Consider the following 23,294-nt stretch of genomic DNA (forward strand, 5'->3'; position numbering starts at 1 on the left):
GGGTAAGATGACGACAGGCATAGTGATCGCCGCCGCCGGACGTGGGGAACGCTTCTCTCAGGCCGGTGGCGAAGGCAATAAATTGAATGCCGAGTTTACGGATCAGTCCGGCCGACGACGCTCGCTGTTTGAACAGACGCTGTGTCAGGCGCTGGCTTCGGGCCTGCCGGTATGGGTCGTCACCCGGCCGGATAACCTTCAGGTACAACAGGTTTGCGCCCTCTATCAGGTGCCGGTCACGCTGCTGGCCAGCGCGGGTCTGGGGGATTCCATCGCCGCCGGGGTGAAGGCTACGCCACACTGGCAAGGCTGGTTGATACATTTAGCGGATATGCCCTTCGTCACGCCAGGCGTTTTCCAGCAGGTGGCCGCCGCCTTATCGCAACACGCCATCGTCCGCCCCAGTTTCCTGCAGCAGCCGGGCCACCCGGTCGGATTTTCCGCCCTTTTGCGCAAACAACTTGGCCAATTGCGTGGTGATAATGGCGCGCGTGAACTGCTTAAAGGGCAGTCGGTGTACCTGCTTTCTCTTGATCAACCCACGGTGGTGCAGGATATTGATCTTCCGTCACAGCTACCGGCCAGCGAGTAAATCACCTATGCAACATCTCGATATCACCGTGGTCAACCAGGCGATAAGCTGGCTGAAGCAACAACCGGTGTGGCTGTGCACCGTACTGAATACCTATGGCTCCTCGCCGCGATCGCCAGGGGCATTGCTGGTGGCCACCCAGGACGGGCATTATTGCGGTTCGTTGTCGGGCGGCTGTGTAGAAGAAGATTTTCTGCGGCGCGTGGCGGCCGGAGAGTATCAGGCGGCCAGCCAGGTGATCCGTTACGGTGAAGGAGGCCTGGAACCGAACGTGGCGCTGCCCTGCGGTGGCGTGCTCGAGGTGCTGATTGAATCCCTGCCAACCGGTGATGACAGCATTGCCTATCTGACCCAAATTGCCGGTGCGCTGAACGGACACCATGCGCTGGTCAAACGCCTGACCCTGCCCGATGCCTGTTCCAGCCTGACGTTGACCGACTTCGCCAGCGCTACCCAGGTGGAGCGTCGTGGGCCGCAAGTCACTCTGCATATCGCTGCGGCACCACGTTTGCTGATCGCCGGGCTGTCCAGCGTGGCGTTGTACTGCGCCGATTTCGCCAGTTCATTGGGGTTTGAAGTGTTGGTGTGTGAGAACCGGCCGGAGGCGCTGGATAATTTCGCCGAACAGCTTAAATCCAACGTGACGCTGTTGCGTCAGTTCCCGGCCAAGTTTATTGAAGACGGCGGCTGCCACGCCAATACTGCGATTGTGGCGCTGACCCACGATCCGCGCATGGACGATCTGACGCTGATGGAGGCGATCCACACCCCGGCATTTTACATCGGTGCCATGGGATCATTGCGCAATAGCGCACGGCGGCGCCAGCGTCTGCAACAGATTGCCGAATTCAGCCCGCAAGAGCTGGAACGTATTCATGCCCCGATAGGCCTGCCGCTCGGCAGTAAAACCCCGGCGGAGATCGCGTTGGCGGTGATGGCGGATATCGTGCAACAGAAAAACCGCACTAGCGCCGCTCGATCGGTCAACCAAGGGGAGTTACAGGCACCAGATGCTGGAGCTCAAGATGCAGCTCCTCCCGCTCGTTCAGTGAATAGTTGAACATCGTCAGGTCTGGTCCTTCCCTGCGGGCCAGGCCCAATTCCGGCAATACCTGGGTGTAAATCTGTATCACATGGTCGTGCAAGGCCACCGGTTTGCCGGAGTAACAAAAACGGCAAAAATCGCCGTGAATTTCCTGCCATAGTTCAAGGCCGGCATCATCACTGACCGTGCAATCCGCCGCAACGCCGAGGGCATATTCCACCCGGACCTGTTCCCCATCAGGAATCAGCTGGGTAAGCGAATAGGTCAACGCCGGTCGGCTGGCCACCGAGTGATAGAATCTCTCTCTGATTTTGCTGCGGATGTGCAGATGCGACTTATCCAAATCAGTAATATCGAGATGGTAAGCGTAACCTTTCCCTTTGATCGCATACTGACCTTTGGCCACATTGATTCGGTCAACCTGAATGTCACCAGGGTGGTTGGCTGACAGCGAACGAACCAGATGGCTGAAGTCCTGCTTGCGGGCGTGGCGATAAACGCTGGGGGATTCGGCAAAGTGCTTTTTGAAGCAACGGGAAAAGGTTTGTTGGTTATCAAACTGATATTCAATGGAAATATCAAGAATGGTTTTTTGCGTAAAGCGCAGAGCAAAAGCGGCGAGATACAAGCGGCGGGCCCGAATATAGGAAGCCAGCGACAGGCCGGTCTGCGTTTTGAACATTCGTTGCAGATACCATTTCGAGTAGCCTGATTTGGCAGAAACGATATCCAATGATAGCGGGTTGGTCAGGTTGTCTTCAATCCAGACCAGCAGTTCCCTGATATGATTTTCCTGCGTTTCCATGTATTTGCCGAGCCTTCTGTGCCAAATATGCCTTTATACGTGTGTTACTGCTCCGCACGTAGGGTATACAGGTTAAAACGCGGCGTCCAGCGGGCTACAGGACTTTACACTGGGTTTGATCAAGGCGGGAACTTGCCGCCCGATAACGGGCGACAAGTCTTTGCGAGAGTTACTTCACGCAGCGAGAACACTGGCCGGCCTGGATCTTCTGGAAGAAGTCATTGCCTTTATCATCCACCAGAATAAACGCCGGGAAATCTTCCACTTCAATTTTCCAGATCGCTTCCATCCCCAGCTCCGGGTATTCGACGCAGGTCAGGCTCTTGATGCTCTGCTGCGCCAGCACCGCTGCCGGGCCGCCAATGCTGCCGAGGTAGAAGCCACCGTGTTTGTGGCAGGCGTCAGTCACCTGCTGGCTACGGTTACCCTTGGCCAGCATGATCATGCTGCCGCCATGGGACTGCAGCAGATCAACATAAGAGTCCATACGCCCGGCGGTGGTTGGCCCCAGTGAACCCGAAGCGTAACCGTCCGGCGTTTTGGCCGGACCGGCGTAATAAATCGGGTGATCCTTGACGTACTGCGGCAGACCTTCACCGTTGTCCAGACGCTCTTTCAGCTTGGCGTGCGCGATGTCACGCCCCACGATGATGGTACCGCTCAGCGACAGGCGGGTGGACACCGGGAATTGTGACAGCTGCTTGAGGATCTCGGCCATTGGGCGGTTGAGGTCAATCTTGACGGCCTCGCCTTCCCCAGCCTGACGCAGTTCCTGCGGAATAAACTTGCCCGGATTGTGCTCCAGCTTCTCCAGCCAGATACCGTCACGGTTAATCTTGCCCTTGATGTTACGGTCAGCGGAACAGGAAACCCCCATGCCCACCGGGCAGGATGCGCCATGGCGCGGCAGGCGCACCACGCGGATGTCGTGCGCAAAGTATTTGCCGCCAAACTGCGCGCCCAGACCCAGATTCTGCGCCTCTTTCAGTAACTCATCTTCCAGCGCTACGTCGCGGAATGCCTGGCCGTGTTCGTTACCTTCGGTTGGCAGGCCATCGTAGTACTTGGTCGAGGCCAGCTTGACGGTTTTCAACGTCGCTTCGGCCGAGGTCCCGCCGATAACAAACGCCACGTGGTAAGGCGGACAGGCTGCGGTACCCAGCGTGCGCATTTTCTCGACCAGATAATCCTTCAGCTTGCCCGGGGACAGCAGCGCCTTGGTTTCCTGGTAGAGATAGGTTTTATTGGCTGAACCACCGCCTTTGGCGATGCACAGGAATTTGTATTCTTCACCGTCAACGCTGTAGAGATCGATCTGCGCAGGCAAGTTGCTGCCGGTGTTGACCTCGTTGTACATATCCAGCGCGGCGTTTTGCGAATAGCGCAGGTTGTCTTCGATAAAGGTGTTGTACACCCCACGTGACAATGCCGCTTCGTCACCGCCACCGGTCCAGACGCGCTGGCCCTTTTTGCCGACGATGATGGCGGTACCGGTATCCTGGCAGGTCGGTAAAATACCCTTGGCGGCGATTTCTGAGTTACGTAAAAATTGCAGCGCAACGTACTTGTCGTTTTCGCTGGCGTCCGGATCCTTGAGGATATCGGCCACCTGCTGCTGGTGTGCCGGACGCAGCATGAATGAGGCGTCATGGAACGCGTGCTGAGCAAGGAGGGTTAACGCTTCGGGGGCCACTTTCAGCACTTCCTGGCCTTCAAACTCGCTCACGGAAACGTGATCGCGGCTCAACAGATAGTATTCGGTGTCATCTTTCTTCAGCGGGAACGGATCTTGATAATGGAACGGTTTATTCGACATTGATCTCTCACTTGCAACATCAGCTGCGTTAAATTCACACTTACTCAGCCAGCTCGGGGCAGGCCGCGTCAGAAAACTCCCCACACCTTACGTATTTTTAATCAGTCGGTTATTGCGCTAAATCGCATAATACCCTGCTGGTTTGTAGGGGCGCTGTATACTGCGCCCGTGTTAATCGGGACGAATATATTCATCCCCTACAGGTACAGTCTCAGCATGTACCCTTTATTATCCCGCAGTTAACACAATGATTACAATCCATCAGCATCGATCGGGTTATCAATGCGGTGAAAAACCTGTCTGGCGGACGGTCAGCAAATTAGTTTTGCGTCTTATTGCCAGCCGGTTCGCCATTGCTTAAGCTAGCCGCAATGAACAAAGTAAGAATCCCCATTGCGCTGCAACAGGCGGCGATGCGCTGTCTGCGAGAAAAACTGCAGCTGGCCCGTCAGCACTTTTCCGTCGAGTTCCCCGAGCCCAAAGTCGTTTACCAGCAACGTGGCACCAGCGCGGGCACCGCCTGGCTACAAGCCTGGGAAATCCGGCTGAATCCGGTGCTGCTGATGGAAAACCAACAGCCGTTTATCGATGAGGTGGTGCCGCATGAACTGGCGCACCTGCTGGTATTCCGTCAGTTTGGCCGCGTACCGCCGCACGGCCGCGAATGGCGCTGGATGATGGAAAGCGTATTGCAGGTGCCCGCCAGCCGCACCCACCAGTTTGAGATTGCCTCGGTGCAAAGCAAAACCTACCCCTACCGCTGCAGTTGCCAACGGCACCAGCTCACCGTGCGCCGCCACAATCGGGTGATGCGCGGAGAAAGTGAATATCGCTGCCGCCAGTGTGGCGACAAGCTGAAATTTTTTGCCGGTGAACCCATTTAGCGAAACGATTTATACGTTAAAACAAGCCAGTATCGTCGTTTGCTACGACTGTCAACTTCCGCTACCCTGCCTGCTTTTCCAATTTTGAGCTGTTTTGGAATATGCTTCGCAAAATTTTATTTTTGGTGGTTCTCTCTGCCGGTGCCGCACAGGCGCACGGCATCAATAACTTTTCTCAGGCCAAGGCGGCAGCGGCCAAAATCAATCAGGACGCGCCCGGCTCCTTCTACTGCGGCTGCCGGATCGACTGGCAGGGCAAGAAAGGCATTCCCAATCTGAACAGTTGTGGCTATCAGGCGCGTAAAAATGCCCAACGCGCGCAACGTATCGAATGGGAACACGTGGTTCCGGCCTGGCAGTTCGGCCACCAATTGCAGTGCTGGCAACAGGGCGGCCGCAAAAACTGCAATAAAGATGCCGGCTACCGCCAAATCGAAACCGATTTGCACAACCTGCAGCCGGCGATAGGTGAAGTGAATGGCGATCGTAATAACTTTATGTACAGCCAGTGGAAAGGCGGCGAAGGCCAGTACGGCCTGTGCCCGATGAAAGTGGACTTCAAAAATAAGCAGGCCGAACCGCCGGTCCGCGCCCGTGGCGCGATCGCCCGCACCTACTTCTATATGCGCGACCGCTACCAACTGCGGCTTTCACGCCAGCAGACCCAGCTTTTCGAGGTGTGGAACCGCCAGTATCCGGTCAACCAGTGGGAATGTCTGCGCGAAGCACGCATCGCTAAGGTACAGGGCAACCATAATCCTTATATTCAGCAGGCTTGCCAGCAACGAAAGGGCTAAATCCCCTTCGTACTTAAAACTGCAGCGGTGTTGACTGCGTGAGCGCCCCCGAATCACTTACTTAAGTAAGCTCATCGGGATGCACTCACTTGCCGCCTTGCTGCAGCTTCAATTACTTTGGGTATATACTCTTTTTTTTCAAGCTGCAGCACTGATGACTGCACATGAGTCAGGATCGAATATTCAATGCGTATACCCCGTATTTATCACCCGCAGCCGTTGATCGACAATGCGGAAATCTTCTTAAGCGAAGACGCCGCCAACCATATCGGGCGTGTACTGCGCATGAATGCTGGCCAGGCGCTGCAGTTATTCGACGGCAGCAATCAGGTGTTCGACGCCGAGATCACCCATGTCGACAAGAAAAGCGTGCAGGTGCAGCTCAGCGCCGGGCAACGGGAAGACCGTGAATCACCGCTCAATCTGCATCTGGGCCAGGTGATTTCTCGCGGTGAAAAGATGGAATTCACCATTCAGAAATCCATCGAACTGGGGGTTAACGTCATCACCCCGCTGTTTTCCGAGCGCTGCGGCGTAAGGTTGGACGGCGAACGCCTGGCGAAAAAAATTCAACAGTGGCAGAAGATTGCCATCGCCGCCTGCGAACAGTGTGGCCGCAACCGTATCCCGGAAATCCGCGAGGCAATGCAACTGGAAGCCTGGTGTGCCGAGCAGGATGGCAGCCTGAAGCTCAACCTGCATCCACGCGCCAGCCACAGCATCAATACCCTGCCGCTGCCGGTGGAACATGTCCGCTTGCTGATTGGGCCGGAAGGCGGTTTATCCGCCGACGAAATTGCGATGACCACAGGCCACGGATTTACTGATATCCTGCTTGGGCCACGCGTTCTGCGTACAGAAACCACAGCGCTCACCGCGATTACCGCTTTGCAGGTACGTTTCGGCGATCTGGGTTAAAGGAGAAAAGATGATTAAGCTCGGCATCGTGATGGACCCTATCGCCTCCATCAATATCAAGAAAGACACCAGCTTCGCCATGCTGCTCGAAGCGCAGCGCCGTGGCTGGGAACTGCACTATATGGAGATGGACGATCTCTATCTGCACGCCGGTGACGGCCGTGCCCGTACCCGCCTGCTGAACGTGAAAGAAGATAAAGAGAGCTGGTTCAGCTTTGGTAGCGAGCAGGATCTGGCGCTGCATGATCTGGACGTGATCCTGATGCGTAAAGATCCGCCATTCGATACCGAATACATCTACGCGACCTATATTCTCGAGCGCGCAGAGGTCAAGGGCACGCTGGTGGTCAACAAGCCGCAGAGCCTGCGTGACTGCAACGAAAAGCTGTTCACCGCCTGGTTCCCGGAACTGACGCCGGACACCCTGGTCAGCCGCAGCGCAGCGCACATCCGCAAATTCCACCAGCAGCATGGCGACATCATCCTCAAGCCGCTGGACGGCATGGGCGGCGCGTCAATCTTCCGCGTGAAACAGGATGATCCAAATCTGTCGGTGATTATCGAAACCCTGACCGAACACGGCAGCCGTTTCTGCATGGCGCAGAACTTCATTCCGGCGATCAAGGAAGGCGATAAACGCATTCTGGTGGTGGACGGTGAGCCAGTGCCTTACTGCCTGGCACGTATTCCGGCGCAGGGCGAAACCCGCGGTAACCTGGCGGCCGGTGGCCGGGGTGAGGCGCGTCCGCTGAGCGAAAGCGACTGGAAAATTGCACGTGCGGTAGCCCCGACGCTGAAAGAAAAAGGGCTGATCTTCGTTGGCCTGGACGTGATTGGCGATCGACTGACCGAAATCAACGTCACCAGCCCAACCTGCGCGCGCGAAATCGAAGCGGCCTTCCCGGTGTCGATCACCGGCATGTTGATGGACGCGATCGAAAAGCGTCTGGCAGCGAAGTAATCCGCAGTGCGGGCGGCGATGTCGCCCGCAATCCTGGCTTCCTGGATCGAGGCTCTCGGCTCACGCTGCAACTTGAAAGGCGACGGGGATGGCCGCATACTGGCGGCTGTTTAACTTATCACCCATCAACTGTCTAAAATAACACCATGAATTTACAGCACCATTTTCTTATCGCTATGCCATCACTTCAGGATCCTCGCTTCAAACGCTCGGTGATTTATGTCTGCGAGCACAATGAAGACGGCGCCATGGGCCTGGTGATCAATAAACCGGTGGAACAGTTCACGGTGGAAACAGTGTTGAGCAAACTGAAGATCATAGCGCAGGCGCGCGATCCGGCCATCAGCCTGGACAAACCGGTATTTGCCGGCGGCCCGCTGGCGGACGATCGCGGTTTTATTCTGCATACGCCGCGCAAAGGCTTTGGCTCCAGCATTCAGATCTCGCCGGATACCATGATCACCACCTCGAAAGACGTGCTGGAAACGCTGGGCACCCCGGAGCAACCGGATGACGTGCTGGTCGCGCTCGGCTATGCCGGTTGGGAAAAAGGCCAGTTGGAACAGGAAGTGCTGGAAAATGCCTGGCTGACCATTGAAGCCGACACCGACATTCTGTTCCATACGCCGATCGCCAACCGCTGGCGCGCGGCTGCCAACCGTCTGGGTATCGACATCTGCAGCATTGCCAACCACGCAGGACATGCCTGATGACTAACCGCACCATTATCGCCTTCGACTTCGGCACCAAAAGCATTGGTGCCGCCATCGGGCAGGAACTCACGGGCAGCGCCCGCGCGCTGGCGGCCTTCAAAGCTCAGGACGGTTCACCGGACTGGCAAAAGATCGAGAAACTGCTGAAAGAATGGCAGCCGGATCTGGTGGTGGTCGGCCTGCCGCTGAACATGGACGGCACCGAACAGTTGGTGACCGATCAAGCTCGCAAGTTCGCCAACCGCCTGCACGGCCGCTTTGGCGTCCAGATCGCACTGCATGATGAGCGTCTCAGCACCGTCGAAGCCCGCGCCAACCTGTTCGATCGTGGCGGTTTCCGCGCGCTGGACAAGGGCAGCGTAGACTCGGCCTCGGCAGTGGTTATTCTGGAAAGCTGGTTTGAGCGGCAGCTGGGCTAACTTTTTCAGCCGGTGCAAACCGGCTGAACATGATGGCACCCGCCGTCGGTACCACTTCAATCTCGTCCTCCGGTAACGTCCAGCCCTCCCGCAGCCCGTAAGTATCCAACGACAGCCGATTGACCCGATACGAAGTCAATGACCCCACAATCGCATAGCCGCGCCAGTCGGTGGTCACGCCATATTGGTTATCCACGCCGATGCCGGGCGAGTCAGGCACGCTGACCAGCGCCATGGTTTCGCCCAAAGTTTGCCCGAGCGTCACCCCCTGTTGGGATGCAATCAGGCTGCCTGAAAGTTCGGCATTCTGCTGCTGATAACCCAGGCCACGCGAATACCCTACTCGCAGTTGACCGGCATTGTATTGGTAACCGGCACTGAGATCCTGACTGCCACCTTTTTTCTGGCTCTGCGTAGCGCTGGCCGCATAGTTGAGGCTGTAATCCTTCAGTGCCGTGCCGCTGATCCCCAGGCGGCGGCTATCTTCGCCATTCTTCACCAGCGTATGGTCGTAGTTAAGCCTCACCCGCGGCAACAATATCGCGCTCATGGGGATGGAGAACGACAGGCCGACCTGGGCCTGATCTTTACCGTAAGACCGTTGGTTATATTCAGCATGCAGGGAAACGTCCAGCTCACCCCAACTGCTGCTCACCCCCAACTCAAGACTGGTCTCGCCTTTCTCCTGCCCGCGCAGGGTCTCTTTTACCAGCGTCAAATAGGCACTGTCCGAATCCGTAATGAATTGGTTATAGCTTGCCTCGAGGCGGTATTTTTTTTCAGCGTCAAAATCACCGGTAAAAATACCGTCCTCCCAATCCCACCAATAGGTCTTCTGCTGGGCTATCGCCTCATTGAAAGTGCGATAACTTTGTCCGGGGGGATAATACTGCGCCAACAGGCTAAACGAGGACTCCCACTGAGGTATCGCCTTGGCATAACGCAAGCGGGCCATGCCGCCGTTATCCGGCTGTTGCCGCCGCGGCTCAAGCGCAGATGAATGGCTGTAGTCAATTGACAAGGCCCCCCACTGATCCAGACTTTTGCCCACGCCCACGGCGGCACTGCGATAAAGATCTGAGGTGAGAAAACCGCCGTACAGCGTCATCTTATAGGCCAGGCCGCTGCTGAGCGACATTTCGCCAAATACCGGCTGCGCTTGTTCAACACCGTGGTAAGGCTGATATTTCCCCACGGTGGCGTCGTACTTCCAATGGTAACGGTGCACCAGATTGGGCATCGATGAATACGGGATCCTTCGTTCGGTTTCGGTACCGTCACTTTCCTTGATGATCACTTCAATATCACCATCAGGGGCCGGTGGATAAACATCCTTCAGAATAAAAGTACCGGGCGAAACAAAAGTCTGATAAATCACCACGCCGTTCTGACGGATCTTCACCTGCGCGTTGCTACGCGCATAGCCGCGTAGCCAGGGTGAGAAAGCGCGCAGGCCATCCGGTAACATCCTGTCGTCCGACACCAGGCTGATACCTCGATACTTCACACTTTTGAACAACGTAGAGGGCGTGTTGTTATCGCCCAGGGTCAACTGAGAGCGCCAGGCCCGGATATCGCGAAAAGCAAACGCCCGCTCGGTATACCATGCGGGTTTACCCCAGGTTTCTTCCTGATAAACCGGCTCGTAACGCAAACGCCAGGCACCAAGATTAACGCCACTGTTAATATCCGCATTCATCCGACGACGACGATCGGTATTACGGTATTTTTCACCCTGGTAGTGACTGTAATTGAGCCGATAATCGACAAAGGCGGCGTTAATGCCGTCATCCCAACGGCTGGTGACCACGCCATTTTCCTTATTGGTGATAAGTGGCTCCGGGATCACCAGGGTTAACAACTGCGCATCGGGGTCAAAAAACTTTTTGATATTACGCTGGGCCAAAGCCGCCGGCATCACGCAGCCCTCGACCGAGAAATACATGGCGGCGACGTCCGGATAGCGCATTCCCCATTCCCTGAGCAGGGGGGCAGTAATGCAAACCTCTCCACTGGGGGTCTGATCGAACCCGATACGCCCATGGTAGGTATTATTCACAATGACATAAATTTTGTTGCTCTCTGCCAGACAGGCAGGAGCCACCAGTGCCGTCAGCAGCAGCGAAATGCGCAGAGAGAAGAGCATGGAATGTTAATACCGGCTTTTTAACCCAATAAAAAAAGGCGCTTTACGCGCCTTTGGTCTTGAGCCAAAAAGCTTAGCCTTGCAGGGCGGCCAGCTCAGCACGAGCCTGACGCAGGTCAGCGGTGATTTCATTCACGTCGGACTGTTTTTCCTGAAGCTTTTTCTGATACTTAGCGACTTTCTTGGCATCGCCTCGTGCCTGTGCTTCACCTAAATCAGCCTGTACCTGATTCACGTTATTTTGCTTCTCAACCAGCTTGCGCTCCAGCTTGTCGATTTTTTTCTGGCTCTTGGCGGCCAGACCACTGTCGGTACAATTGGCTTGCAACTCGTTCAAGGCTTTCTGCAGCCCAGCCACTTTGTTGCTGTTGCCGTATTTCTGCGCTTCTCTGATCTGGTTTTCAATTGCGCCACGCTTGGCATTGCAATCGTTACCTGCCGCAGTAGCCACTGAAGCAAAACCTGCACCCAACGCCAGAACCAGTGGCAGTGCGATTAATTTAGTCATTTTTTTCATTATCATGTCCCTTTTCAACGATAAATAAGTGGGGATGTCCCCCTCCATCTTGTCGGACAGATAATAGATTTATGCAGATGACGTTAATATCGACAGAAGGCTTCATTGCTCTGTAGGAACGGACTACCCCTCTGTAGTCCGTGTATCGGCCAACGAAAGACTCTGTTGCAGTACCCCGATCAAATCGGTAACCGCCTGCACCACGGCATCCATATCATCGATATCACCGCTCGCCGCCAGACGTCGACAAGCCTCCGCCAGCAGATCGGCATGCACTAAACGGGCGGCACCCAACAGCTTATGGGCGACTTCAGCGAGCTGGCCGTTATCTGGCGACCGGTGATCCCGCAGTGCGTTTAACTCCGCACAGTCTTCGTCCAGGCTTTCGATCAGCGTTGCAACAAACTCATTGAATACCCCAGTAACACGCAATTCTGCGGGTAAGGCTGCGGGATCAAAAATCCGCAGGTCGCTGCCCGTATCACCGGGTTCAACTGACAAGGTGCGAAGTTTTTCGGTAAGAATTTGCAGATTCACCGGCTTGAACAGACAATCATTCATCCCGGCCTGCAGGCAGGCTTCCCGGGCGCTGCCCTGGGCATCCGCCGTCAGCCCCCAGAGCGCCACCGCCGGTAAGCCCTGTTCGCGCTCTTTCACTCGTAGCCGACGGGTGAATTCATAGCCGTCCATATTTGGCATATGGCAATCGGTAATCACCAAATCGACCCTTTGCTGCTCCAGCGCCTTCAGGGCCTGTATGCCGTCTTCAACCGGGATCGGATGATGACCAAGGAAGCGCAACTGCTGCGTCAGCAACAAGCGTCCGGCACGGTGATCTTCCACCACCAGGATCCGTAAGCCAGCCCGTTCGGGAGCTTCCACCGGGGATGCCGCTGGCGGCGGCACTATTGCCAGCAGGCGCGGTATCGACAGTGAAACCGTCACCTCGGTACCGATTTCCGGTTCACTGACCAGGGCAATGCTGCCTCTCATCATGGCGATCAGGGTGCGGCAAATATAAAGCCCCAGCCCGGCACCATGGCTGCCTGCCATATTTTTCCCCTGAGAGAACGGCTGGAACAGTGCGGACTGGGTTGCGGTACCAATGCCCTTGCCGGTATCGATAACCCTGATTCGCATCTCCAGACGCTCATCGTCGACGGCATCCACCAGCGCACTGAGGGTGACCGTGCCCTGCCCGGTGAACTTAATTGCATTGCTGACCAGGTTTGAGATCACCTGTTTAAATCGCACCGGGTCGATCATCACATCACCGGCAATCTCGGCATCAATATCCAACTTAAAGCCCAGCCCCTTCTGGCGAGCGACTCCGTCAAACAGGATGGCCACCGACTCAATCAACTGCCTTAAATCAGCGCGCTCCGGGTGCAGCACCAAACGTTCGGACTCAATACGCGAGATATCCAGAATGTCGCCAATCAGCGCCAACAGTGAATGGGCCGAACCCTGGGCGATATTCAATAAATCGACATCTGCTTCCCCGCCGCGTTGCCGCTGCCGCAACACCAGTTCCAGCATGCCAATAATGGCATTCAGTGGGGTACGGATCTCATGGCTCATGGTGGCAAGAAAGGTGGTTTTCGCCCGGTTGGCACTATCGGCCCGTTCCTTGGCTTGCTGCAATTGCACAATCAGCTGCTCGCGCTCGGTGATGTCAAACCAGCCGCCCACCTTGCTGTCACACTGCCCCTGCTGCGCCATCAGCAAGGTGCTCCACTGCTGCAAAAGATGGGGCTGCCCGCCAAAGGTCAGCTGTCGGGTGAGTAACAACGCATGGGGATCCTGTTCATTTGAACTCAGAGCAATATCTTCAGCGCCAGACAGACTGAGCTGAAAGCTTTCCAGGCTATTGCCTACAGCCTCCGGCGGAGCCAGACCCAGCGCTTGATAAAAGCGTGCATTGGCCAAGATTATTTTTTCTTTTAAATCGGTGAGATAAATGGGTATCGGCACGGCATCCAGCAACATTTGCTGATGCAGGGCCATCTCATTACGCAAGGCTTCCAGGCGGTGCTGATATTGCCGACGATAAAAAATAAATATCGCCAGAAAACACAGCAATATTGCAGCCAGTGCCAGTAACGCCGGGCGGTAATACCGGGCCATGGAAGCCCCTTCAACGCTCTCGCTGTTCATTAGATAAGCATTGTTGTACCAGTTACGGGTCATGGCATGAATATCCTCCGGCGGAATACTCAGTAATGCCTTATCCAGAATGGTCGCCAGCGGATATTCACTGCCGGAAACGCCCATGACAAAACGCGCCGGTTCTGAATCCAGCCCACGAAGGATCTGCAAACCGGGTTGAGAACCATGGGAAAGCAGAAAATCTGCGCTGATCATCGGCAACACCAGTACATCGGCACGCCCGTCGGTCAAGGCCTCAATCCCGGCGTAAGGCGTCGCTACTGGGATGATGCGGCTCTGCGGGTAGTGCTGTCGCAAGAACGCATCAAGCGGATGACCCCGGACCAATGCAATACGCTGCGGCTGCAAATCGGCTTTTTGTGCCTCATGCCCCACCAGTACCCAGGAATTAAACAGATAGGAACGGGTGGTTAACAGCCCGTTGGGCCACACCGCATCCAGAGTAACGCCGGCGACCACGTCGGCTTTGCCGCTTTTCATCTCCTCCAGCGACTGCTGCAATGATGTGGCCCGAATGACATCGAACCTCAACCCGGTGCGGGTAGAGATCGCCTCAAGCACATCCGCCGTCAGTCCATGAAAATAACCCTGTTCATCGAAGAAATTCAGCGGCGCAAAATCATCGTTAACCACCACTCGAACCCTGGGATTATCTTCAATCCATTTGCGCTCCAGCGAGGTAAACAGCAGGTGCTTTCCGGCAGACGCCATCGGCGCCCCGCCGCTCCAGCGACTCTGGATCGCCACCACCGCACTGTCGGGGATCGTCTCCAATACCCGGTTCAATATCCTTTGCAGACGGCCATTGCTACTCGCTACGGCAAAAGCAAAACCGTTGGCATCTTCCTGCGGCAACAGTTGTAGACGCAGATTATTCAGGTTTGCCTGATTGATCAGATAGCGGGCGGAGATAGCGTCACCGATAAACGCATCGAGATTATTAAAAGAAAGGGCCTCCAGTGCACGTCGCGAGGAGTCGTAGATTTGAGTGCTGCCAGCCGGAAAGCGCCGGATCAAAGCTTTACGGTTGCGGTACAAACTTTCAATGCCGACCCGCCGGATCGGTTTACTGTGCAGCAGGCTGTCGGTTCTCTCGACCAGTGCCGGACTGGCGACCAGATAAGGATGACTGAGCAACAGGCCATGTTTCTGCTTATCCTCGTCGCTGGCATTAGCGATAAGGTCCACTTCCCCTCTGGCCAGGGCCTGTAGCAGCAACTCATAGCTTTCGTAGTAGCGGACTCGTACCTGGATATTGAGGTTGTAGCCGATGATGCCCAGATAATCGGCATTAATCCCCCCATAGTCATGCAACCCGGTGGTGATGTCATAAGGAGGATAATTGGGCGCTGCCGTGCCGTAGATCAGCATGCGTTTTTGGCGCAACCATTGCCAGTCGCTGCCTTTGAGCCCCGGCTCGGGCAATTGAACCTGGCTGCGGCTATCCAGGTTTATTTCCCGAAAGGTCGGGGTAACCTCTGCGATGACGCTGCTGCAAAACAACAGCAATATTAAAAATAATTTATTCATCATCAATGCGACTATTTTTATGATGAAGAAAACTCGCCAAATCCTCGACGCGATGGACCTTTAGTTTATCCATCAGACGTGCCTTGTAAGTACTGATGGTTTTATTACTTAACAGCAAGCGATCGGCAATCTCTTTATTGCTTAATCCTTCGCTCAAATAACGCAGCACGGTCAATTCACGATCGGAAAGGCGCGTCATGACATCTTCATTTTTCGCTGGTGTATTCAGCAATGAGCTAAAGGTTCCCTGAGGAAAACAAAGATAGCCTTGCAACACCAGTTGGCACAGCGGCGCCAGTTGGCCAACATCCAGCTCTTTACTGAAAAAACCGCAGGCACCGGCACGCCAGACACGCTCGGCATAGATCTCCGCCGGCAGGCTGCTATAGACCACCACTTTCATTGAACTATCTATTTGACGAATGTGTTGCAGGATCTGCAAACCGTCCATTTTGTTCAGCATAATGTCCAGAATGACCAACTGGGGCTGAACCTGTTTTATTTTTGCCAATGCCGCCATTCCATTGGTGGCGGTTATAATTAAGTTATTTCCTAATGGAGCAAGAATTGTCTTAACCGCAAAGCAAATTGCCGGATGATCGTCAATAATCAACCAGGTGTTCATAAGGATATCCTTATCCAAAAGACAGCATTCAGGAAATACGCTCAAACGCTTCATTAAATAGTTAATGAAGGGCATGAGTTAATATTTTTAATGGGTTATTACAGAATGACCGATGGGTTTTATCATCTCACAACGGCTATTTTAGCGATTGTGGCATTATAATATTCCTTGCGCAACCCGCTGCTGCAGCCCCTGTTCAAAGGTCTGCATACCGGACTGCCCGCCGGTTTGCAGCACGTTAGCCAATTGATGGGTTTTGCCCTCGCGGATCATGCTGCTGACCGCCGCCGTTGCCGTCAGTACCTCAAAAATTGCTACCCTGCCACCGCCGGGCCGACTCAACAATTTTTGTGCAATCACCGCCTGTAAGCTGCCGGCCAATTGGGCACGCACATAAGGTTTTTCTTCCGCCGGAAAAACATCCACCAGCCGATCCACCGCCTGCGGCGCACTGCGGGTATGCAATGTGGCCAGCACCAGATGGCCGGTTTCCGCCGCGGTCAGTGCCAGACGGATCGTGGTGGTATCGCGCAACTCCCCCAGCAGGATCACATCCGGATCCTCACGCAGAGCAGCCCGCAGCGCATCGTCAAAGCTATGGCTGTCGCGACCCAGCTCGCGTTGCTGGATCAAACACTGCCGGCTGCAGTGGATAAATTCGATCGGGTCTTCCAGCGTAAGGATATGGCGCCGCTGGTGCTGATTGATATCGTCAATCATCGCCGCCAGGGTGGTGGATTTTCCGCTGCCAGTCGCACCGGTCACCAGGATCAGGCCATCTTCGCGCCGAACCAGAGCCGGAATAATGTCTGGCGCGGCCAACGCGGCCAAGGTTGGGCAATGGCCGGCAATCAACCGCAAAGCAATCGAGACTCCCTGGCTTTGCAGAAAGAAATTGGCACGCAGACGGATCTCACCCGCCAGTGAAAGCGCCAGATCCAGCTGCCCCAACTGCTGTAACTGCTGCCGCTGCAACGGTTGCAGCAGGGTGTTGCACAACAGCTGCATTCTCGCTGCGGTCAGGATTTCTGCCCCTGCCAGCGGCTGCAGTTCACCATCAATGCGCAACATCGGCCGATGTCCGGTACAAAGGTGCAGATCGGAAGCATTATGCTTTACACTAAGGGCCACGAATTCATCGATATCCATATCAATCTCCTGGGTCAATAATGAGCACTATCCAACAGAATCTGCAGGATGTCAGAAACCGCATTGCCGCGGCCGCTCAAGGCTGCGATCGCGCTCCAGAAGAAGTTACGCTGCTTGCCGTAAGCAAAACCAAACCTGTGGCGGCGATCGCAGAAGCCATCGCGGCAGGCCAGCGCGCCTTCGGCGAGAACTATGTTCAGGAAGGCGTGGATAAGGTTCAGCATTTCGCCGCGCTGCCGGAAGGCGCAACATTGGATTGGCACTTTATCGGCCCTTTGCAATCCAACAAGAGCCGACTGGTGGCAGAGAACTTCGCCTGGTGCCATACCGTTGATCGGCTGCGTATTGCCCTGCGTTTGAGCGACCAGCGCCCGGCAGAGATGCCACCGCTTAACGTTCTGATCCAAATAAACATCAGCGATGAACAGAGTAAATCTGGCATTGTACTGGCTGAATTGCCGGCGCTGGCAGAGGCGGTTGCCGCGCTGCCAAACGTCAGGCTGCGCGGGCTGATGGCCATTCCGGCTCCGCAAGAGAATTACCAGAGCCAGTTGGCGGTGTTCGGTCAGATGCGCGACGCCTTCCTGGCTCTGCAACAGCAATATCCGCAGGTGGACACACTGTCGATGGGCATGACCGACGACATGACGGCAGCGATTGCCGCAGGCAGCACCCTGGTGCGCATCGGCACCGCCATTTTTGGCGCCCGTGATTATTCACAGGCCTGACACATTAACGAGGGATTTTGATGCAGCATCGTAAGATTACCTTTATTGGTGCCGGTAACATGGCACGCGCTATCATCGCCGGCCTGGTAGCAGGCGGTTATCCGGCCAAATCCATTAGCGTCTGTGCACCTTCGGCTAAAAACCGTGATGCACTGGCGGCGGACTACGGCATCATCAGTAGCAGTGACAACCTGGCCTGTGCTCAAGCGGCTGATGTCGTGGTGCTGGCGGTAAAACCGCAGATGATGGCCGATGTCTGTCAGCCGTTGCGTGAACGGGTCGATTTCAGCGGCAAGCTGGTTCTGTCGATCGCCGCCGGTATCCAGGTCAGCCGTTTTTACCAACTGCTGGGCGACCACCTGAACATCGTGCGCATCATGCCCAATACCCCCTCACTGGTAGGTAAAGGCATGAGCGGCCTGTATGCACCGCAACAGGTCAGTCAACAGGACCGCGACTACAGCAGCGATTTGATGGCGTCAGTCGGCAAGGTGTGCTGGGTAGATGACGAAAACGGCATTAACGGCGTCATCGCCGCTGCCGGTAGCGCACCGGCTTATTTCTTCCTGTTTATGGAAGCCATGCAGCAAGAAGCCGAACGTATGGGCTTCGACAGCCAGACCGCCCGTAATCTGGTGCAGCAGGCGGCCTCCGGCGCTGCCGCGCTGGTGGAAGCCAACCCGAATACGCCATTGTCGACCCTGCGTGAGCAAGTGACCTCTAAAGGCGGCACCACCGCCGAAGCGCTGCGGGTCTTCAACGAACAACAGCTGCCGGCAACCGTGGCCAAAGCCATGCAGGCGGCAGTTTCCCGTGCGCAGGAAATGGAAAAATCATTTTAAATAATCGAGAGTTAAGGAGAAGGGCTACTACATGCTAACGCTGACTTTTTTGGTCAAAACCGTTGTTGATCTGTACGTCATGGTACTGCTGCTGCGCATCTGGATGCAGTGGACGCGCGCTGACTTTTACAACCCATTCGCACAGTTTATCGTGAAGATCACCCAACCGGTGATCGGCCCGCTGCGCCGTGTCATTCCGTCCCTCGGGCCGATCGACAGCGCATCGCTGCTGCTGGCGTTCCTGCTGATGACCATCAAGTATCCGCTGCTGCTGCTGATTCAGGGCGGTGCGATGTCACTCAGTCCGTATAATCTGTTGTTTGGGTTGATCTCGCTGGTGAAGTCGGCCGGTTACCTGATCTTCTGGGTGATGATTATCCGCGCGCTGATGAGCTGGATCAGCCAGGGCCGCAGCCCGATTGATCAGTTGATGTATCAACTGACCGAACCTTTGATGTCCCCGATCCGCCGTATCTTACCGGCAATGGGCGGCATTGATTTTTCAGCGATGGTGGTGATCCTGATCCTGTATCTGATCAACTACCTGGGCATGGATCTGTTCGGTGAGATCTGGTTCCTGCTGTGAGTGCAGTGACCCCGGTGCTGGACGGGCTGGCGATCAGGCTATATATTCAGCCGAAAGCCAGCCGCGACCAGATTGTCGGTTTGCATGGCGACGAACTTAAAGTCGCCATTACCGCCCCGCCGGTAGACGGCCAGGCCAACGCTCATCTGATCAAGTTTCTCGCCAAGCAGTTCAAGGTGGCGAAAAGCAACGTCACCATCGAGAAAGGCGAACTGGGGCGGCATAAACAGTTACGCATCGTTAATCCGCAACAGATCCCCGCCGTGGTCGCGGCGCTAATCGAATAAATTTCAAGGTAGTCATCATGCAAAAAGTCGTTCTTGCCACCGGTAACCCGGGCAAAGTGCGCGAACTCGCCGACCTGCTGGCCGATTTCGGGCTGAATGTGGTCGCACAAACCGAGCTGGGCGTGGAGTCCGCTGAGGAAACCGGCCTGACGTTTATTGAAAACGCCATCCTGAAAGCCCGTCACGCGGCGCAAATCACCGGCCTGCCGGCGATTGCCGACGACTCGGGCCTGGCGGTAGACGCATTGGGCGGCGCACCGGGCATCTATTCTGCGCGTTACGCAGGCGTTGACGCCTCCGACCAGCAAAACCTCGACAAACTGCTGGTGGCGCTGAAAGACGTGCCGCAGGGCAGCCGCGGTGCGCAGTTCCACTGCGTGCTGGTGTATATGCGCCACGCAGAAGACCCAACGCCACTGGTGTTCCACGGCAGCTGGGCCGGTGAAATCACCCACGCCGCGGCAGGTGAAGGCGGTTTCGGTTACGATCCGATCTTCTACGTCCCGGAACTGGGTCGCACCGCCGCCGAGCTGAGTCGCGACGAGAAACGCGCAGTGTCACACCGTGGTAAAGCACTGAAACTGATGCTGGAAGCGATGCGCAATGCTTAAGTTGCCTCCATTAAGTTTGTACATTCATATCCCGTGGTGCGTGCAGAAATGCCCGTACTGCGACTTCAACTCGCATGCGTTGAAGGGCGAAGTCCCGCATCAGGAATATGTCGATCACCTGCTGGCGGATCTGGATGCCGATCTGCCGCTGGTAGCCGGCCGTGAAATCAGTACTATTTTTATCGGCGGCGGCACCCCCAGCCTGCTGAGTGCCGAGGCGATGCAATCGCTGCTGGACGGCGTGCGAGCACGCATCCACGTGGTTGACGGTGCCGAGATCACCATGGAGGCCAATCCCGGTACCGTGGAGGCCGATCGCTTCAGCGGCTACCAGCGCGCCGGAGTGAACCGCATCTCTATCGGAGTGCAGAGCTTCAGCGCCGAGAAGTTAACTCGCCTGGGGCGCATACACGGCCCGGAAGAGGCCAAACGTGCCGCACACCTGGCCACCGGTCTTGGCCTGCGCAGTTTTAACCTCGATCTGATGCATGGCCTGCCGGACCAGTCGCTGGAAGAGGCGCTGGACGATTTGCGCCAGGCGATTGCCCTTAATCCGCCGCACCTGTCGTGGTATCAGCTGACCATCGAACCCAATACCCTGTTCAGTTCACGTCCGCCGGTCCTGCCGGACGACGACGCGCTGTGGGATATTTTCGAACGGGGCCATGAGTTACTGAGCGCTGCCGGCTATCAGCAATATGAAACCTCGGCCTATGCCAAGCCGGGTTACCAGTGCCAACACAACCTCAACTACTGGCGTTTTGGCGACTATCTGGGGATTGGCTGTGGCGCACACGGCAAACTGACATTCAACAACGGCCGCATTCTGCGCACCGCGAAAACCAAGCATCCGCGCGGTTTTATGCAGGGCAAGTATATGGACAAGCAGCATGAGGTGACGGCAGCAGATCGGCCGTTCGAGTTCTTTATGAACCGCTTTCGCCTGCTGGAGGCGGCGCCGCGTGCCGAGTTCGTCAACTACACCGGGCTGGATGAAAGCACTATCCGTGCACAGCTAGACGAAGCACTGGCGAAAGGCTATCTGGAAGAAACGCCGGAATATTGGCAGATCACCGAGAAAGGCAAACTGTTCCTTAACTCGCTGCTGGAACTGTTTCTGGCAGACGAATAGCAAAAAGCGCTGAATTTTCAGCGCTTTTTCTAAAACAACAATCAGGAACGTCAGGCTGCATGGTGTGGGCAATGAGTGATATCACCCCGTCCCTTTAGCAAACCTTCAACGGAAATATCTTCATCCAACGCCTCCCAATGGATACCACGGGCACTCAGCTCATAACGGGCACGTTCTTCGTCCGTAGCTTTGAGCAACCGGGGGAACCATGCGAGTGGCACACCGATAATTCTGGCATCGCTCAACTCAACCCACATCGTAGCCTGATCAAAGCTTACGTTTTTAGCTGAAATACTCATTCCAGGCCTCCAAAAACTCCGCTAACCATCGTTACTTCAAAGCATTAAGCAGGTCTTTACGTTGGGTTTCCAGGCCGGTAACGCGGTTACAGACATCGTGACCAAAGTTCTGGAAGTCCTGCTCCTGGTTGTTCCATTCGTTCTGAATCGCCTTCTGCAGGCCACCCAGATTGCCCATGATCGCCTGCAGCGGATTGCCGCCGCTGTTGGCCGCCTGCTTGACGCCCATCTCATTCAGACTGTCCTGCAATACGCCGCCCATGCTCTGCTGCACCAGATTACGGCCATCCTGCTCAACCTGATCAATCGCCTTGTGATGGAAGGTCAGGCCGTCGCTGCGGTGTTCAATAATACGGTTCATCTGCTGCTTGAGCTGGCCATTGAGCGTAGTCAGGCGGTTGCGCACGTTGCTGTCGCTGCCCAGCTCTTTAACGATCACCTTATCCAGTGCCACACGCGCTTTTTCCAGGTGTTGTTGTGCACCATTGTCAATCCACGGCAGCTCTTTACGCAATGCGCTCTGGTAGCTGAAGGCCTTTTGACGCTGGCTGTCATTCAGGCTCAACGCCTGGCCGTTGCGGGTCACATCGCCATCCGCTGAAATCTGCAGGTTGCCGCTGGCGCCTGTCACCTGCACGTTCTGCGGGCTGATAATCACGTCGTCCTGGGGTTTAACGCTGCACTGATACTCGGCATGCGCCTGTGAAGCAGTCAACAGCAGTAAGGCTAACCCGGTTTTCTTTAACATATTTTCTCCTGACTCCCTTCCGTGGTGGGATTAAAAAATCGAACGGCTAATCCGTTGAGACAACAGTTCCAGCGCCGCAGTTCCCGCCAGTGAGTTACCGGAGGCATCCAGCTCCGGCGACCAGACGGCGATCGACAGCTCATCGGGGACGATGGCGACAATGCCGCCGCCGACACCCGACTTGCCCGGCATACCTACGCGGTAGGCAAATTCTCCCGCGCCGTCGTACATACCACTGGTCATCATCAGCGCATTAATCTGGCGCGCCTGCAGCGGGCTGATCACTTCGCGCCCGCTAAGATCACGCCCGTGATTGGCCAGATAAACAAAGCTACGTGCCAGCTCCTGGCAGCTCATCCGCAACGCGCAGTAGTGGAAATAGGTTTGCAGCACGGTGAGCACGTCGTTTTCAAAGTTGCCGAACGACTTCATCAGATAGGCTATCGCCGCATTGCGATCGGAGTGTTCAAACTCGGAACGGGCAACCCGCGAGTCATAGGCCAGGTCTTCTTCACCGGCCAGTTGGCGCACCACTTCCAGCATGCGTTGCTTGGGAGCGCTGAGCCGCGTTTGCAGCATGTCACACACCACCAGCGCACCGGGGTTGATAAACGGATTGCGCGGTTTGCCCTGCTCCATCTCCAACTGCAGCAACGAGTTGAACGGCAGACCGGAAGGCTCCTTGCCGACCCGTTGCCAGATCTCGTGCTCCTGATAACGGGCCAGTGCCAGCGTCAGGCTCAGCACCTTGGAGATCGACTGAATAGAGAAGCGCTCGGTGGCGTTCCCGGCCTGGAACATTTCGCCGTCGACGGTACAAACGGCGATCGCCAGACGATCGGCCGCCACTTCCGCCAGTGCCGGTATATAGTCCGCCACCTTGCCCTGGCCAATCAGCGGGCGCACCTGTTGCAGGATCTCTTCCAGCAACGCGTTATCCAATGTCGTTACCACCGCGCTCACACTCCGGACAAA

General features: G+C 55.8%; 24 protein-coding genes. 14 read left to right on the top strand and 10 right to left on the bottom strand.

Features of this window, described 5'->3' with window-relative positions; translation table 11 throughout:
- Positions 1-7: 7 nt before the first annotated feature.
- Both NHG65_RS21935 and NHG65_RS21940 read left to right on the top strand, forming a co-directional pair.
- A complete protein-coding gene (locus tag NHG65_RS21935; RefSeq protein WP_207977547.1) occupies positions 8-592 on the top strand; it encodes a nucleotidyltransferase family protein in 585 nt (194 codons plus the stop codon).
- 7 nt (positions 593-599) lie between these two features.
- A complete protein-coding gene (locus NHG65_RS21940) occupies positions 600-1,652 on the top strand; it encodes an XdhC family protein (protein ID WP_099063381.1) in 1,053 nt (350 codons plus the stop codon).
- On the opposite strand, the gene NHG65_RS21945 is transcribed toward NHG65_RS21940, so the two are convergent.
- The gene (locus NHG65_RS21945; protein ID WP_207977545.1) at positions 1,576-2,442 is read right to left on the bottom strand and encodes a helix-turn-helix domain-containing protein; all 867 of its coding nucleotides are present in this window, start codon (positions 2,440-2,442) and stop codon (positions 1,576-1,578) included. The genes NHG65_RS21940 and NHG65_RS21945 overlap by 77 nt on opposite strands.
- Positions 2,443-2,611: 169 nt before the next feature.
- Positions 2,612-4,258, bottom strand: coding sequence for a class I fumarate hydratase FumA (gene fumA / locus NHG65_RS21950; protein ID WP_261258788.1), 1,647 nt, complete (start codon positions 4,256-4,258; stop codon positions 2,612-2,614).
- Positions 4,259-4,629: 371 nt separating this feature from the next.
- Between fumA and NHG65_RS21955 the strand changes: the two genes are divergently transcribed.
- The 6 genes from NHG65_RS21955 (at position 4,630) to ruvX (ending at position 8,950) form a co-directional block, all read left to right on the top strand.
- Positions 4,630-5,142: a SprT family zinc-dependent metalloprotease gene (locus tag NHG65_RS21955; protein ID WP_099063378.1), complete on the top strand. Its 513-nt coding sequence runs from the start codon at positions 4,630-4,632 to the stop codon at positions 5,140-5,142.
- Positions 5,143-5,243: 101 nt separating this feature from the next.
- Positions 5,244-5,939 carry a deoxyribonuclease I gene (gene endA, locus NHG65_RS21960; RefSeq protein ID WP_413502856.1) on the top strand — a complete coding sequence of 232 codons (696 nt, stop codon included), beginning with the start codon at positions 5,244-5,246 and terminating at the stop codon, positions 5,937-5,939.
- A gap of 186 nt (positions 5,940-6,125) precedes the next feature.
- Positions 6,126-6,857: a 16S rRNA (uracil(1498)-N(3))-methyltransferase gene (rsmE, locus tag NHG65_RS21965; RefSeq protein WP_413502855.1), complete on the top strand. Its 732-nt coding sequence runs from the start codon at positions 6,126-6,128 to the stop codon at positions 6,855-6,857.
- 10 nt (positions 6,858-6,867) lie between these two features.
- Positions 6,868-7,818, top strand: coding sequence for a glutathione synthase (gene gshB, locus NHG65_RS21970; RefSeq protein WP_099063375.1), 951 nt, complete (start codon positions 6,868-6,870; stop codon positions 7,816-7,818).
- 146 nt (positions 7,819-7,964) lie between these two features.
- A complete protein-coding gene (locus NHG65_RS21975; protein ID WP_099063374.1) occupies positions 7,965-8,528 on the top strand; it encodes a YqgE/AlgH family protein in 564 nt (187 codons plus the stop codon).
- The gene (gene ruvX / locus NHG65_RS21980) at positions 8,528-8,950 is read left to right on the top strand and encodes a Holliday junction resolvase RuvX (protein WP_499182675.1); all 423 of its coding nucleotides are present in this window, start codon (positions 8,528-8,530) and stop codon (positions 8,948-8,950) included. The genes NHG65_RS21975 and ruvX overlap by 1 nt, the downstream gene beginning before the upstream one ends.
- Here the strand turns inward: ruvX and NHG65_RS21985 are convergent.
- The 5 genes from NHG65_RS21985 to NHG65_RS22005 all read right to left on the bottom strand — a co-directional run bounded on the left by NHG65_RS21985 (position 8,913) and on the right by NHG65_RS22005 (position 17,086).
- Positions 8,913-11,096: a fimbria/pilus outer membrane usher protein gene (locus NHG65_RS21985; protein ID WP_499182676.1), complete on the bottom strand. Its 2,184-nt coding sequence runs from the start codon at positions 11,094-11,096 to the stop codon at positions 8,913-8,915. The two genes, ruvX and NHG65_RS21985, sit on opposite strands and share 38 nt — an antisense overlap.
- 73 nt (positions 11,097-11,169) lie before the next feature.
- On the bottom strand, positions 11,170-11,613 hold the full coding sequence (locus tag NHG65_RS21990; RefSeq protein WP_261416312.1) for a DUF1090 domain-containing protein: 444 nt from the start codon (positions 11,611-11,613) through the stop codon (positions 11,170-11,172).
- A gap of 123 nt (positions 11,614-11,736) precedes the next feature.
- Positions 11,737-15,315: an ATP-binding protein gene (locus NHG65_RS21995; protein WP_499182677.1), complete on the bottom strand. Its 3,579-nt coding sequence runs from the start codon at positions 15,313-15,315 to the stop codon at positions 11,737-11,739.
- Positions 15,305-15,937, bottom strand: coding sequence for a response regulator (locus NHG65_RS22000; RefSeq protein WP_499182678.1), 633 nt, complete (start codon positions 15,935-15,937; stop codon positions 15,305-15,307). The genes NHG65_RS21995 and NHG65_RS22000 overlap by 11 nt, the downstream gene beginning before the upstream one ends.
- Before the next feature lie 156 nt (positions 15,938-16,093).
- Positions 16,094-17,086, bottom strand: a complete 993-nt coding sequence (locus NHG65_RS22005) for a type IV pilus twitching motility protein PilT (RefSeq protein WP_207977531.1) — start codon at positions 17,084-17,086, stop codon at positions 16,094-16,096.
- 20 nt (positions 17,087-17,106) lie between these two features.
- On the opposite strand from NHG65_RS22005, the gene NHG65_RS22010 reads away from it, so the two are divergent.
- The 6 genes from NHG65_RS22010 to hemW are packed head-to-tail and all read left to right on the top strand — an operon-like array spanning position 17,107 to position 21,272.
- The gene (locus tag NHG65_RS22010) at positions 17,107-17,814 is read left to right on the top strand and encodes a YggS family pyridoxal phosphate-dependent enzyme (protein ID WP_099063367.1); all 708 of its coding nucleotides are present in this window, start codon (positions 17,107-17,109) and stop codon (positions 17,812-17,814) included.
- Between the two features lie 20 nt (positions 17,815-17,834).
- Positions 17,835-18,656 carry a pyrroline-5-carboxylate reductase gene (gene proC, locus NHG65_RS22015; protein WP_499182679.1) on the top strand — a complete coding sequence of 274 codons (822 nt, stop codon included), beginning with the start codon at positions 17,835-17,837 and terminating at the stop codon, positions 18,654-18,656.
- Between the two features lie 31 nt (positions 18,657-18,687).
- Entirely contained in the window at positions 18,688-19,242 is a 555-nt protein-coding gene (locus tag NHG65_RS22020; RefSeq protein ID WP_085118923.1) for a YggT family protein, read from the top strand.
- Complete coding sequence (yggU, locus tag NHG65_RS22025; protein ID WP_020828604.1) at positions 19,239-19,529, top strand: DUF167 family protein YggU; 291 nt, start codon at positions 19,239-19,241, stop codon at positions 19,527-19,529. The genes NHG65_RS22020 and yggU overlap by 4 nt, the downstream gene beginning before the upstream one ends.
- Before the next feature lie 17 nt (positions 19,530-19,546).
- Positions 19,547-20,140, top strand: coding sequence for an XTP/dITP diphosphatase (locus tag NHG65_RS22030; RefSeq protein WP_099063365.1), 594 nt, complete (start codon positions 19,547-19,549; stop codon positions 20,138-20,140).
- Positions 20,133-21,272: a radical SAM family heme chaperone HemW gene (hemW, locus tag NHG65_RS22035; protein ID WP_413477317.1), complete on the top strand. Its 1,140-nt coding sequence runs from the start codon at positions 20,133-20,135 to the stop codon at positions 21,270-21,272. The genes NHG65_RS22030 and hemW overlap by 8 nt, the downstream gene beginning before the upstream one ends.
- A gap of 50 nt (positions 21,273-21,322) precedes the next feature.
- Here the strand turns inward: hemW and NHG65_RS22040 are convergent, their stop codons facing one another.
- Genes NHG65_RS22040 through glsB form a run of 3 tightly spaced genes read right to left on the bottom strand, consistent with a single transcriptional unit; the run spans position 21,323 to position 23,273 of the window.
- Positions 21,323-21,571, bottom strand: coding sequence for a DUF2442 domain-containing protein (locus NHG65_RS22040; RefSeq protein ID WP_219016946.1), 249 nt, complete (start codon positions 21,569-21,571; stop codon positions 21,323-21,325).
- Between the two features lie 31 nt (positions 21,572-21,602).
- Complete coding sequence (locus NHG65_RS22045; protein WP_099063362.1) at positions 21,603-22,319, bottom strand: YggN family protein; 717 nt, start codon at positions 22,317-22,319, stop codon at positions 21,603-21,605.
- A gap of 30 nt (positions 22,320-22,349) precedes the next feature.
- On the bottom strand, positions 22,350-23,273 hold the full coding sequence (gene glsB, locus NHG65_RS22050; RefSeq protein ID WP_099063405.1) for a glutaminase B: 924 nt from the start codon (positions 23,271-23,273) through the stop codon (positions 22,350-22,352).
- Positions 23,274-23,294: the final 21 nt, after the last annotated feature.

It is taken from the genome of Serratia myotis (genome assembly GCF_027474885.1).
Lineage (GTDB): Bacteria > Pseudomonadota > Gammaproteobacteria > Enterobacterales > Enterobacteriaceae > Serratia > Serratia proteamaculans.